Genomic DNA, 13,049 nt, shown 5'->3' on the forward strand with positions numbered 1-13,049 from the left:
AGGGCACAAGTCAGGAATCGGATGGGGCATTGGCGTCCCGGTAGCGGAGGCATGAAGTGCTGAAATTGGGAGTGAAGGCATCGGCAGAACAGTTCGCGCCACGCGAGCTGGTCGAACTCGGTGTCATGGCCGAGGAACACGGGTTCGACAGCGTCACGGTGAGCGATCACTTCCAGCCGTGGCGGCACAACGGCGGTCACGCACCGTTCTCGATCGCCTGGATGACGGCCGTCGGTGAGCGAACCTCGAACATTCAGATCGGCACCTCGGTGATGACGCCGACGTTCCGCTACAACCCCGCCGTCGTGGCGCAGGCGTTTGCGACCATGGGCTGCCTCTACCCTGGACGCATCATGCTCGGCGTCGGTACCGGAGAGGCCCTCAACGAGATCGCCACCGGTTTCGTCGGCGAATGGCCCGACTTCAAGGAGCGCTTTGCCCGGCTGCGCGAAGCCGTCACGCTGATGCGCGAGCTCTGGAACGGCGACCGCGTCGACTTCGAGGGTGAGTACTACACGACCAAGGGCGCATCGATCTACGACGTACCGGAGGGCGGCATCCCCGTCTACGTGGCAGCGGGCGGCCCCGTCGTTGCCCGGTACGCCGGCCGCGCCGGCGACGGATTCATCTGCACCTCCGGCAAGGGCATGGAGCTCTACACCGAGCAGCTGCTGCCTGCCGTGGCCGAAGGCGCAGAGAAGGCCGGACGCGACGTCAACGACATCGACCGCATGATCGAAATCAAGCTTTCCTACGACACCGATCCCGCCGTCGCCCTGGAGAACACCCGATTCTGGGCGCCATTGTCGCTCACCCCTGAGCAGAAGCACTCGATCGACGACCCGATCGAAATGGAAGCGGCAGCGGATGCCCTCCCCATCGAACAGGTCGCCAAGCGCTGGATCGTCGCCTCAGACCCCGACGAGGCCGTCGCGCAGATCAAGCCGTACATCGACGCCGGCCTGAACCACCTCGTGTTCCATGGTCCAGGCGCAGACCAGAAGCGATTCCTCGACCTGTTCGAGCGCGACCTGGCGCCGCGCCTGCGCGCGCTGGGGTAGTTCCCCGGTGGTCGAGGAGGCCCGCCAGGGCCGTCTCGAGACCTCGCTCCCGCTTCTCGATTACGTACGAAAATGGACACATGACCAACGTTGAGATCGGTTACGCCGCCATGCTCGCGCAATTCGCGCCGGCAGAGGCTGTGGCGCTGTCGGCATACGCAGAGGCACACGGTTTCGTCGGTGTGATGGCGACCGACCACTTTCAGCCGTGGGTCCCAGCGCAGGGTGAATCGTCGTTTGTGTGGAGTGTGCTGGCGGCGGTGGGAGAGCGCACCGCAGGCAATTTCGGGCCAGGGGTGACCGCCCCGACGTTCAGGTGGCACCCAGCGATGGTGGCGCAGGCATCCGCAACGCTGGCCTCGATGTACCCAGGCCGGCACTGGCTCGGCCTCGGCTCCGGCGAGGCGCTGAACGAGCACATCATGGCGACGTATTGGCCAGAGGCGCCCGAACGCATCAACCGGATGTTCGAGGCCATCGAGATCATCTCGAAGCTGTTCTCGGCCTCGATCGCCGGCAAAGACGTGAAGCACTCCGGGCAGTACTACAAGCTGGAATCGACCCGGCTGTGGAGCATGCCGCCGGTGGCACCGGAGATTCTCGTGGCCACGGCCGGCCCTCTCACCGCCAAGCGCGCCGGACGCGTGGCCGACGGCCTGATCACCGTCGAAGCCGCACCGGAGAAGATCTCAATGCTGTTGGCCAAATTCGGCGAGGGCGCGCGTGATGCTGGCAAAGACCCATCGACCATGCCCAAGGCGCTGCAGCTGCACCTGAGCTGGGCCGAAACCGATGAGCTCGCGATGGCCAATGCCATGCACGAGTGGCCGAACGGTGGCATGCGGTTTCCGAAGTCCGACATCCGCTCGCCGTATGAGTTCGAGCAGATGGCCAAGATGGTGCGGCCGGAGGATTTCAGCGGGCGCCTAACGGTGTCTGCCGACCCCGATGTGCACCGGGCGTATATCCAGAAGTATGTGGACCTCGGGTTCGACCGCATCTACCTGCACAACGTTGGCCGCAACCAGCGTGAGTGGATTGACGTGTTCGGTAGCGATGTGCTGCCAAAGCTGGTGCGCTGATGAGTGGGGAGACCGCGATGACGGGTTCTGCGGGACTTGAGGTCTTCGTGCTCACGGGTATCGGTGAGGTGGCACCGGGGGATGACCTTGCGGCGCTGATTCTCGGTGCCGCTGCGGCGGGCGATGAAGGTGCTGGCGCTAGTGCTGCCGCTGCAAGTACTGCCGCCAGGACCGTACTGCGTGATGGCGATATTCTCGCCGTGACCAGCAAGATCGTGTCCAAATCTGAGGGCAGGATTGTGGCGGCCGCCGATCGTGAACGGGCGATCACCGACGAGACAGTTCGGGTCGTCGCGTCGAGGGCGACGCCGAACGGCATCACGCGCATCGTGGAGAATCGGCAGGGGCTCGTCATGGCGGCCGCAGGCGTCGACGCCAGCAATACCGCCGATGGCACCGTGCTGCTGCTGCCGGAGGATCCGAACGCCTCCGCTCGCGCGCTCTGTTACGCCCTGCGGGTGTCGACAGGCCTGCTGCTCGGTGTGATCATCACCGACACCGCCGGGCGCGCCTGGCGCGACGGTCAGACCGACATCGCCATCGGGTCGGCCGGCGTGCTCGTGCTCGACGACCTACGCGGCACAACGGATGCCTTCGGTCGCCCACTCGACGTGACGGCCGCTGCCGCCGGCGACGAGATCGCAGGAGCCGCCGACCTCGTGAAGGGCAAGACCAGCCAGAACCCGGTCGCCGTGGTGCGCGGCCTGGCGCGACTGGTTGTTGCCGATGCGACGGCGGGAGGCCAGGACGCTCGCATTCTGCAGCGGCCGAGTGAGAAGGACATGTTCCGGCTCGGCAGCACAGAAGCGCACGCCGAAGGATATGCGGCCGGATTCGAGGAGGGCATCTCCCAGGGCCAGGCCGCGGGGTTCACTGCCGGAATGGCGGCGGCACGCGCGAGCGCCCGCCTCGGCCAGGCGTCGACGCCAGGGAGCGACAGCGCCCGTGCCCCCGAAGCTGAGACCGACGCCGACTCGCCCGCATCTGGTGACAAGCCTGAGTCTGGGGACGCACCCGCGTGAGCTGGGCTGCCATTGTGCCGGTGAAGGGCGCTGCCGGTTCCGAAGCGCCCAAGAGCCGACTGGGCGATCATCCAGAGCGGGCCCGCCTTGCCGATGCCTTCGCCCTCGATACCGTCGCCGCGCTGATGGCGGCGCCCTCCGTTTCCCGCGTCTGTGTCGTCACGGCCGATGAGGTCGTGGCCGCTCGGATGCTGCACCTCGGCGCCATGGTCATCCCAGAGGACTCCGGGCGGGCGGCCAGGCAGCGCGCGGCATCCGCTGCAGGGGATGCCGCGCCCATCGACCCGCTGAACTGGGCGATCAGCCAGGGCGTGGATGCGGCGCGCGAGGCATGGCCGCAGCTCAACCTGCTCGTCGTCACGGGGGACCTGCCCGCACTGAGCGTCCCCGATCTCGAAGCCGCCCTTGCCCTGGCCGCGACGCATGAGCTGTCGATGATTCCCGATCAGGAGGGCACCGGAACGACAACCCTGCTCGCCCTGGCCGGGAAATCGCTGGTTCCGCGCTTTGGCGGCGGTTCGCGTCAGGCCCACGAAGCGGCAGGACACGTTCCGCTGGATGTGCCGCCCACCGCCTCGATCCGGCGCGACGTCGACACCGTGGCGAACCTGGCCGATGCGCTGCGCCTCGGCGTTGGCCGCTACACGAGTGCGCTCATCGCGAGCACTGCGCCGGCGATCGCGCCTCTACCGAACCCTTAGTCTCGCCCGCTGATCGCGAGCACCTGCCTGGCAATCTCCGCCGTCGTCGCGACGTCGCGCATCCACAGCGGTACGGCAGCAGCACGGATGCCGGCGGCCTCCAACGCCGGAATGGCTGCGGCATCCGTTTCGTCCACAAGCCAGGCATCGAGCACGCCGTCGGCTGCCCGCGAGCCGAAATGCAGCCCGACGGCCTCGGCCGACGTCTCGACACCGATCGTCTGCAGGCAGTGGTCCGCCATGCCGCGCACGGCGGCGCCGCCGATGATGGGCGACACCCCGACGACACGCGCGCTCGTCGATAGGAGGGCCGCACGAACACCGGGCACGGCCAGGATTGTGCCCACGGACACCACGGGGTTCGACGGCGGCAGCACCACCAGGTCGGCCTCCAGGATCGCCTCGATCACGCCCGGCGCCGCCGTTGCCGTCTCGAGTCCGACCTGCACGAACTCGGTCACGTCGGCGTGGGCGCGGTAGCGCACCCACCACTCCTCGAAGTGGATCAGGTCACCTGCCGCATGCTCATCGATGGCCGTGGCCAGGCGAACGTGGGTCTCGACGGGCTGGTCGCTCATCGGCAGCAGCCGTGCACCAGGCTGCCAACGCTCGCACAAGAATCGGGTCGCTTCGGTCAGCGTCGATCCGCTTCGCAACAGGTCGGTGCGCACGATGTGGGTGGCCAGGTCAAGGTCGCCCAGCGTGAACCACGACCAGCCGCGGCCATACGCTGCGATCTCGTCTGAGGTGCGCCGCGATTCGTCTGGCCGCCCCCAGCCCTGCTCCTCGTTGATTCCGCCGCCGAGCGTGTACATCACGGTGTCGAGGTCGGGGCAGACGCGCAGGCCGTTCAACCACATGTCATCGCCGGTATTCACGATGACCGTGACGGATGCCGCCTCGGTGATTGCCTCGGTGCGCTCCCCGAGCAGGTGCAGCAGCCCGCGGCTGAACCGCGCCCCGCCAACGCCGCCGGCCAAAACCGTGATCTTCTGCATGCCGTCGATTCTCCCACCGGGAGGGGCGGCATCCGCTCACGTACGGGGCGGCATCCGCTTTCGCGGCCGGGTCGCTGCTCGCGGACCCTCATGGCCAATCCATAGCGGATGCATATGCGAGCCGGTTACATTGGATGATCGCCACTCGCATTCTGCCTCCGAGAGTGAAGACGAAGAGAGAAGACACGATGAAGCGCATGAGCACCAGGGCCAAGGTCTTCACCGGCATCGCGGCGGTCATTGTCGTGCTGGGCGGGGCTGCCCTGGTCTTCGGGCCTGCTTTCTACCGTGATGTCATCGTCGGTCCTGCCGCCGCCGATCCTGTCGACGACCTCGGCACTCTCGAACCCAGCACCCTCACCGCCGCCGAACTCACTGGCGATTGGGCGGTGGGCGCAGGGTCATATGCCGGCTATCGCGTTGACGAGGTACTGAACGGCACGGATGTCACGGTCACCGCCCGCACCGAAACCGTCACCGGAACGGTCACGGCAACGACCAGCGCGACGACGACCGAGATCACGGCCGCATCCGTTGAGGTGGATGTCGCCTCCATCTCCACCGACCAGCCGCCGCGTGATGCGTACTTCCGCAGCCAGGCCGTCGACACAGCCACGTACCCAACGGCCACCTTCGTGTTGACAGAGCCGATCACATCGGAGACCGATCCGACGTCTGGTCAGCCGCAGACGGTCTCCGCCACCGGCACCCTCACGCTGAACGGGGTGAGCCGCGACGTGACGGTCGACATCACGGCCGCCCTCGACGGCGACACGGTGAAGGTGGCTGGCCAGATCCCGATCACCTTCTCCGACTTCAACGTCACCGCACCCAACCTCAACTTCGTCAAGGTCGAAGACACCGGCTTCGTCGAATTCTTGCTCGACCTGACGAAGAAGTAGAGCAGACGCAGAGCAGCACCCGCTCGAAGGGTGCACGGGGGGTGCGGGGTGCTCGCCTACGACGCAGCGGTCGGCGAGTACACAATCACCGGGTGCCCGCCCCGCGGATGCGGGATCACATCGCAGTCCACCCCATAAACGGATGCGATGATCTCCGGTCGCAGCACATCCTCCGGCGGCCCGGCGGCCACGACGCGACCCTCCTGCAACAGCAGTATGTGGTCGCAGTACGCAGCAGCGAGGTTGAGGTCGTGCAGGGCCGCGACCGAGGTGAGCCCGAGGCCGCGCACCTGCGCGAGCAGCGAGAGCTGGGCGCTGATGTCGAGGTGGTTGGTCGGCTCATCGAGCAGCAGGATCGTCGGCTGCTGGGCCAACGCCCGCGCTATCTGCACGCGTTGCTGCTGTCCGCCAGAGAGGGTGTGCCAGCCGCGCTCGGCCAGATCGACAGAGCCGACAGCGGCGAGGGCATCGAGGGCGAGCTGGCGGTCGTCGTCTCCGCCGAAACTGCCGAGCAGGCGGGAGCGGTGCGGGATCCGACCGAGCAGCACCACCTCGAGCACCGACAGGTCAACGTTCGGAAAGGCTGTCTGCTCAAGCAGTGCGATGCGCTTGGCCACCTCGCGGCGCGGGAGGGACGTGAGGGCGATGCCAGCGCCAGCGCCTGCAGCAGCAGCCCCGGCGTTAGCGCCGCTGGCCGGATCCTGCAGGAGAACCGACCCCGCTGAGGGGGTTTCAATGCCGGCGATCAACCGCAGCAGGGTCGACTTGCCGGCGCCGTTCGGGCCGAGCAGACCGGTGACCGCCCCGGCGGGGAGGTGTCCAGAGACCTCCTGCAGCACAGGGGAGCCGCCGATGGCGAACGAGACCCGGTCGATGGTCACCGCCGTTCCAGCGGCAGTAGGGGAGGCGGTACGGGTGGCGGTCGTGGCGGCATCCGCTTCACCGTGCGCGCCTCTGAACTCGCCGGTGTGTGCGTGGCGCACGGTTTCGGCGCTCATGCCCAGGCCGCCGATCGCTTGCGCTTGATCAGCACGATGAAGACCGGCACCCCGATGAACGCCGTCACGATACCGACGGGCAGTTCACGCGGGTCGAACACCGTGCGGGCCAGGGTGTCCGCGATGACGAGGAAGATCGCTCCGGCCACGATCACGAGCGGAAGCAGGCGGCGATGACCGGGGCCGGTGAGCCCGCGCACAAGGTGCGGCAGGATCAGCCCGACGAACCCGATCGCCCCGCTCACCGAGACCATGGCGCCGGTCAGCAGGGCCACCGCGGTCAGGAGGCCCCACCGGGTGGCATTCACGTTGATGCCGAGCGACGCCGCGGCCGTGTCGCCGAATGCGAAGGCGTCGAGGCGGCTGGCGGTGAAGAGGATGCCGGTGCCAACGACCACTAGCGCGCCGACGGAGATCGCGACGCTCTGCCACGACGCACCGGCAACAGACCCCAGCAGCCAGTTCAGGATTTCGCGGTAGGAATCACCCTTCGCCGCCCAGAAAATGACGAACGAGGTACCGGCCGCAGCCAGCTGGGCGATGGCGAGCCCGGAGAGCACGGCCCGCCCTGGCGTGATGGTGCCGCCGACTCGCGCGATGCTGAGGGTGGCAACGAGCGCGAGCAGTGCCCCAACGAAGGCGGCGGCTGGCAGGGCGAAGCCGACGCCGAGAATGAGCACGGCCACGGCGCCGAGCGAGGCCCCAGACGACAGCCCGAGCAGGTACGGGTCGGCCAGCGGGTTGCGTGTCACGCTCTGCATGACGGCGCCGGCCAGCGCGAGTCCGGCTCCGACGGCGGCGGCGGTCAACACCCGCGGCAGTCGCAGCTGCCAGACGATCGAGTCGGTCAGCGGCGGGATCCCAGCGGCGGCATTCGGCAATCCAAGGTGTCCGGCAACGCTGCCCCAGACATCCGCCAGTGAAATGTCGGCCGGGCCGATGGTGACGGCAACGCCGATCACCAGCAGCAGCAGGGCGACCCCTGCAGCCAGCAACCAGCCGAAGCCGCCGCGTCGGCCGGTGCCCGTGCCCCTGCCAGTGCCAGTGCCAGCGGCCCCGCGCTCACCGCCGAGAGTCGCCGTTTCCGCCGAGAATCGCTGGTGCAACGGCGATTCTCGGTCGTACGGGCGACTCTCGGCGTTGTGGGTCATCATTCGCCGTCGAGCTCGTTCAGCTGGTCGATAACGGATGCCGCAGCCTCCACATTGCGCGTGCCGGCTTCGGTCGCGGCGAACGGCAGCACGATGTAGCGCTTGTTCTGCACGGCCGACAGGCCAGAGGTCGCCGGGTTCGACTCCAGCGAGGCGATCTTCGACGCGGCGGTGTTCCAGGTGGCGTCGACGAGCACGATCACGCTCGGGTCTGCTGCGACGATCGATTCCCAGCCCACCGACGTCCAGCTGTCGTGCACGTCGCCGAAGATGTTGGTGAGTCCGGCGGCGTTCATGATCATGGCGGGGGCACCGGTGCCTGCCCCGACGTAGGGGGTGTCGGTCCCGCTCGAGTACCAGAGGGCTGTCGGGCTGTCGGCGGCCGGCTCCAGTGCGGCCAGCTGTGCCTCCTGGTCGGCGACGAGCGCGGCCGCGGCATCCGTTGCCCCGAACAGGGCGCCGGCCTCCGTGATCTCTGCGAAGACCGTGTCGAACGTGAGCGGGTCTGGAGCGTAGCCCTCTTCCTTGCACGCGGAAGGTGACACGTACGTGCCAACATTCATGCTGGCCAGCTGGTCGCGCTCTCCGACGCCGTCCGCGCTGAAGTTCGACTCCCAGCCGCCGTAGATGAAGTCGGGGGTGAGCGCGAGTGCGGCCTCCTGGCTCGGCAGGAAATCGCTCACGACGTTGAGCGATGAGCCGCCTGGCATGTCGGCCAGCGCGTCGGGCAGGGGCCCGTCGAGGAAGGCTGCTCCCACGATGTTGTCGCCGAGCCCGAGCGCCAGCAACAGCTCGGTGGTCGTCGACTTCACCGTCAGAATTCGCTTCGGCGCGGCCGTGACTGTCACGTCAGTGCCGCAGTTGTCAACGGTGACCGGATAGCTCGCGGTTGCGGGCGCCGTGGCTGGGGCCGCCGAGTCAGGCCCTGGCGCGGCGGTCGATGCGCATCCGCTGAAAAGGAGCGCGGGAAGCAGAGCGGATGCTGCAGCCAGGCTAACGATGTGACGACGCTTCATGAGTCCTCTGGATGATGGTCGGTCTGTGACGGGGTGCCGGCGGGACATGCATGCGCCGTGCTGCCCGACAGTGACGGGGTGGGGCCGGGCACGCCGGCAGGTACGGATGCCGCAGAAGAGGCGGCTAACAACGTGACCCGCTACCCAAATCCGGGATTGCTCATCCGGTCAGATCTAACCGGTGGTCTTCTTCCAGCCTAGGCCCATCTCGTTTCCAACGTGTGAACGCCGGGGCGGGGTCCGGCAGCCGCGCTCGCCAGCGCCTGGGCGACAGGGCCGATGTCGTCGGCCAGCGCCCCCACCGTCACGCGAACGTGGGGCTGGGCTGGGTCGGTGGCGCAGAAGGGGGAGCCGGCAGAGACACGAATGCCCGATGCCGCCAGCTGCACAATCGCGTCACGCTCGTCGTCGACGGGGAGCCACATGTTGATGCCATCGCCCTGCACGACGTCGATTCCGAGCCCAGAGAGCGCATCTGCCAGCGCCTTTTGCCTCGCGTAGTAGATGCGCATGGCGTCGTTGATCTGCTCGATCGAGTCGGTGTTGGTGAGGAGGTCGTAGAGGATCTTCTGCAGCATCCGGCTGGTCCAGCCGGGGCCGAGCATCCGCCTGGCCACGATGGGGTCGACCAGGGCAGACGGGCCGCCGAGGGCTGCGATCCGCAGGTCAGGTCCGTGCGATTTCGAGAAGCTGCGCACATGCAGGGTGCGTTCAGGCAGCCACTGGCCAAGGCTCACGTCTGGCGAGATGCTGATTGCGCCGGAGTGGTCGTCTTCGATCACGACGGTCGTGGCATTGCGCTTGTTCGCCGTGAGTAGTTGCGCCAGCTGCTCTGCCCGCTCTGGCGTCATCGACGCCCCTGTCGGGTTGTGGGCGCGTGGCTGCAGGATGATGGCCGTCGGTGACGCCGAGAGCGCAGCTTTGAAGGAGGCTGGCACGATCCCGAACTCGTCGACCTCGACCGGGATGCGCTCCAGGCCGAGCTGGTCGAGCAGATCGAAGAACGGCGGGAAGCCGGGGCTCTCGACAATCACCTTGTCGCCGAAGCGGGTAACGGCCTCAAGGCTCCGCGAGATCGCGTCAAGGGCGCCGTCGACGACGGTGATGGACTCCACCGGGTACGGCCACGACGTGGTCAGCAGGTCGAGCAGCTCCGGAATGACCGGCAGGTCCTGATAGGTCGGGGTGGCCGCGCGCTCTGAGACCCGTGACAGCGCAGGCCCGAGCGGTGGCAACAGTTCTGGATCAGGGGTTCCCCTCGACAGGTCGATGCGGGTCTGTTGCTGGTGCCCGGCCATCGACTGGCTCCTCGCCGGCAGCCAGTGCGGCGTCAGGTCGCGCACGAAGGTGCCGCTGCGCCCCTTCGATTCGATCAGCCCGACGGAGGCGAGTGCCTGCCACGCGTGGCTGATGGTGGCTGGGCTCACGCCGAGGGCCGCGGCCAGTTCGCGGACCGTCGGCAAACGGTCGCCAGGTGCCAGACGGCCAGCGGCGATGAGTCGGCCGAGTGCCGCGGCAATCCCTGCCGGCGTGCGGTGCTCGATCTCGTCGAGGAAAGTCTGCATATTCTCTTGCTCTTACCTGTTCTGCTCGACAGGATGATTAACGCGTGCGTCATACACAGAAACACATCAGAAATGTTTACGTCGAATAATAACAAAACCGGACAACGCAGTTCGGTTCGACTCAACTAATTTCGGCGCTGCACTGCAACCTGCATACTGCACTCGCTCAGCGCCGAGCACGAAGTGGAGACAACACATGACCGTAGTACGAACCGCCATCACCCAGACCACGTGGACGGGTGACAAAGAATCGATGATCGTCAAGCACGAGCAGTTCGCTCGAGATGCTGCGGCCGACGGGGCCCAGATCATCTGCTTCCAGGAGCTTTTTTACGGCCCATATTTCGGCATCACGCAGGACAAGAAGTACTACGACTACGCGGAGCCGGCCGACGGGCCCATCGTGCAGCGCTTCGCCGCGCTCGCCAAGGAGCTGAACCTCGTGATGGTTCTTCCGATCTACGAGGAAGACATGCCGGGTGTCTACTACAACACCGCCGTTGTGGTCGATGCCGATGGCAGCATCCTCGGCCAGTACCGCAAGCACCACATCCCGCACCTCGACAAGTTCTGGGAGAAGTTCTACTTCCGCCCGGGCAACATGGGCTACCCGGTCTTTGAGACGGCCGTCGGACCGATCGGCGTCTACATCTGTTACGACCGCCACTTCCCGGAAGGCTGGCGCGAGCTCGGCCTGAACGGCGCGCAGATCGTGTTCAACCCGAACGCGACGAAGCCCGGCCTGTCCAACCGGCTCTGGCAGCTCGAGCAGCCGGCCGCAGCCGCGGCCAACGGCTACTTCGTCGCAGCCCCCAACCGGGTGGGCACGGAAGACAACGAGTACGGCGATCTCGCCGTCACCTTCTATGGCAACAGTCAGTTCGCCGACCCGCAGGGCAACATCGTGGGTGAATACGGCAGCGGAGACAGCGAAGAAATCGTCATCCGCGACCTCGATCTCGACATGATCCGCCAGGTGCGCGACGACTGGCAGTTCTACCGTGACCGTCGCCCGGAGTCCTACACGTCCATCCCCAAGCCGTAGCGCCAGCCCCACACGGGAAACGACACAGAGGAGAAGACGATGAAGACTCTCATCAAGAACGGAACCGTCGTCAACGCCACCGGCGCTGGAGCGGCCGATGTGCTCATCGACGGCGAAACCATCGCGGCCGTGCTGGCGCCGGGGTCGACGCTGCTCGGGTTCGACATCGAGAACAACGTTGACACCGTCATCGACGCTCGCGGCAAATACGTGATCCCCGGCGGCATCGACGCGCACACCCACATGCAGATGCCGTTCGGTGGCACAGAGGCCTCAGACACCTTCGAGACGGGCACCCGGGCCGCGGCGCACGGCGGCACCACGAGCATCGTCGACTTCGTCGTGCAGTACGCCGGGGAGAACGTGCTCGACCAGTACCACCTGTGGCACGAGAAGGCGCGGAGCAACTGCGCGATCGACTACGGCTTCCACCAGATCCTCTCCGACGTGCAGGACTCCTCCCTCACGGCGATGGATGAGCTGGTCAAAGAAGGCGTCTCGAGCTTCAAACTGTTCATGGCATACAAGGGCGTGTTCCTCTCTGACGACGGCCAGATCGTCAAGGCCATGCAGCGAGCGAGCCAGAACGGCAGCATGATCATGATGCACGCCGAGAATGGCAGCGTGATCGACCTGCTCGTGCAGCAGGCGCTCGAGGCGGGCAACACCTCTCCCTATTACCACGGCGTGACGCGTCCGTGGCAGGCAGAGGAGGAGGCCACCCACCGCGCGATCATGCTGGCCAACCTCACCGGTGCCCCGCTCTACATCGTGCACGTCTCGGCCAAACAGGCCGTCGACCAGATCGCCATCGCCCGCGACAACGGCCAGAACGTCTTCGGCGAGACGTGCCCGCAGTACCTCTATCTCTCCCTCGAAGACCAGCTCGGCGCCCAGAGTGAGGAATGGGGCAGCTTCGAAGGCGCGAAGTGGGTGTGCTCAACGCCGCTCCGCTCCAAGGCAGAGGGCCACCAGCACCACATGTGGCAGAGCCTCCGCACGAACGACATCCAGATGGTTTCCACCGACCACTGTCCGTTCTGCATGAAGGGCCAGAAAGACATGGGCCTGGGCAACTTCTCCAAGATCCCCAACGGCATCGGCTCCGTCGAACACCGGATGGACCTGCTCTACCAGGGCGTCGTCGACAAGAAGATCTCCCTGGAACGCTGGGTGGAAGTCACCTCGACCACCCCGGCGCGCATGTTCGGCATGTACGGCAAGAAGGGCGTCATCCAGCCAGGTGCAGACGGCGACGTGGTGATCTACGACCCGAACGGGCACACCTCCATCGGCCTGCCCGTCGATGCCAATGGTCAGCCAACCGGCCGCACGCACCACATGAACATGGACTACTCGGCCTGGGAGGGCTTCGAGATCGACGGCCACGTCGACACCGTGCTCTCCCGCGGCAAGGTCATCATCGACGACAACCAGTACCTCGGCACCACGGGCGACGGCAAGTACGTCAAGCGCGGTCTGAGCCAGTACCTGATCTAGGACGGAAC

Annotated in this window: 12 protein-coding genes; 7 read left to right on the forward strand and 5 right to left on the reverse strand. The window is 66.6% G+C overall.

Going from position 1 to position 13,049, the window contains the following annotated elements; all coding sequences use genetic code 11:
* Positions 1 to 56 precede the first annotated feature (56 nt).
* The 4 genes from fgd (at position 57) to cofC (ending at position 3,866) form a co-directional block, all read left to right on the forward strand.
* Positions 57 to 1,061, forward strand: a complete 1,005-nt coding sequence (fgd, locus tag AC25Y4_RS14905; protein WP_488121205.1) for a glucose-6-phosphate dehydrogenase (coenzyme-F420) — start codon at positions 57 to 59, stop codon at positions 1,059 to 1,061.
* Positions 1,062 to 1,141: 80 nt separating this feature from the next.
* Positions 1,142 to 2,143, forward strand: coding sequence for a TIGR03557 family F420-dependent LLM class oxidoreductase (locus AC25Y4_RS14910; RefSeq protein WP_488121206.1), 1,002 nt, complete (start codon positions 1,142 to 1,144; stop codon positions 2,141 to 2,143).
* The gene (gene cofE / locus AC25Y4_RS14915; RefSeq protein WP_488121207.1) at positions 2,143 to 3,165 is read left to right on the forward strand and encodes a coenzyme F420-0:L-glutamate ligase; all 1,023 of its coding nucleotides are present in this window, start codon (positions 2,143 to 2,145) and stop codon (positions 3,163 to 3,165) included. The genes AC25Y4_RS14910 and cofE overlap by 1 nt, the downstream gene beginning before the upstream one ends.
* Positions 3,162 to 3,866 (forward strand): 2-phospho-L-lactate guanylyltransferase, encoded by a 705-nt coding sequence (gene cofC / locus AC25Y4_RS14920; RefSeq protein WP_488121208.1) that lies wholly within the window; start codon positions 3,162 to 3,164, stop codon positions 3,864 to 3,866. Before cofE ends, cofC begins: the two co-directional genes overlap by 4 nt.
* Here cofC and cofD read toward each other — a convergent pair.
* Complete coding sequence (gene cofD / locus AC25Y4_RS14925; protein ID WP_488121209.1) at positions 3,863 to 4,864, reverse strand: 2-phospho-L-lactate transferase; 1,002 nt, start codon at positions 4,862 to 4,864, stop codon at positions 3,863 to 3,865. The two genes, cofC and cofD, sit on opposite strands and share 4 nt — an antisense overlap.
* Before the next feature lie 188 nt (positions 4,865 to 5,052).
* Here cofD and AC25Y4_RS14930 point away from each other — a divergent pair, with 188 nt between their 5' ends.
* Positions 5,053 to 5,766 (forward strand): YceI family protein, encoded by a 714-nt coding sequence (locus AC25Y4_RS14930; RefSeq protein WP_488121210.1) that lies wholly within the window; start codon positions 5,053 to 5,055, stop codon positions 5,764 to 5,766.
* A 56-nt stretch (positions 5,767 to 5,822) separates the two neighbouring features.
* On the opposite strand, the gene AC25Y4_RS14935 is transcribed toward AC25Y4_RS14930, so the two are convergent.
* From AC25Y4_RS14935 to AC25Y4_RS14950, 4 genes are all read right to left on the reverse strand, one after another.
* Positions 5,823 to 6,764 (reverse strand): ABC transporter ATP-binding protein, encoded by a 942-nt coding sequence (locus tag AC25Y4_RS14935; protein ID WP_488121211.1) that lies wholly within the window; start codon positions 6,762 to 6,764, stop codon positions 5,823 to 5,825.
* A complete protein-coding gene (locus AC25Y4_RS14940; RefSeq protein ID WP_488121212.1) occupies positions 6,761 to 7,918 on the reverse strand; it encodes a putative F420-0 ABC transporter permease subunit in 1,158 nt (385 codons plus the stop codon). The genes AC25Y4_RS14935 and AC25Y4_RS14940 overlap by 4 nt, the downstream gene beginning before the upstream one ends.
* The gene (locus tag AC25Y4_RS14945) at positions 7,915 to 8,931 is read right to left on the reverse strand and encodes a putative F420-0 ABC transporter substrate-binding protein (RefSeq protein WP_488121213.1); all 1,017 of its coding nucleotides are present in this window, start codon (positions 8,929 to 8,931) and stop codon (positions 7,915 to 7,917) included. Before AC25Y4_RS14945 ends, AC25Y4_RS14940 begins: the two co-directional genes overlap by 4 nt.
* A gap of 197 nt (positions 8,932 to 9,128) precedes the next feature.
* Positions 9,129 to 10,496, reverse strand: coding sequence for an aminotransferase-like domain-containing protein (locus AC25Y4_RS14950; protein WP_488121214.1), 1,368 nt, complete (start codon positions 10,494 to 10,496; stop codon positions 9,129 to 9,131).
* Positions 10,497 to 10,692: 196 nt separating this feature from the next.
* Here AC25Y4_RS14950 and AC25Y4_RS14955 point away from each other — a divergent pair, with 196 nt between their 5' ends.
* Both AC25Y4_RS14955 and hydA read left to right on the forward strand, forming a co-directional pair.
* Positions 10,693 to 11,541, forward strand: coding sequence for a nitrilase-related carbon-nitrogen hydrolase (locus AC25Y4_RS14955; protein WP_488121215.1), 849 nt, complete (start codon positions 10,693 to 10,695; stop codon positions 11,539 to 11,541).
* Between the two features lie 39 nt (positions 11,542 to 11,580).
* The gene (gene hydA, locus AC25Y4_RS14960) at positions 11,581 to 13,041 is read left to right on the forward strand and encodes a dihydropyrimidinase (protein WP_488121216.1); all 1,461 of its coding nucleotides are present in this window, start codon (positions 11,581 to 11,583) and stop codon (positions 13,039 to 13,041) included.
* The last annotated feature ends 8 nt before the right edge of the window (positions 13,042 to 13,049 follow it).

This window comes from Leifsonia sp. Y878, assembly GCF_057669685.1.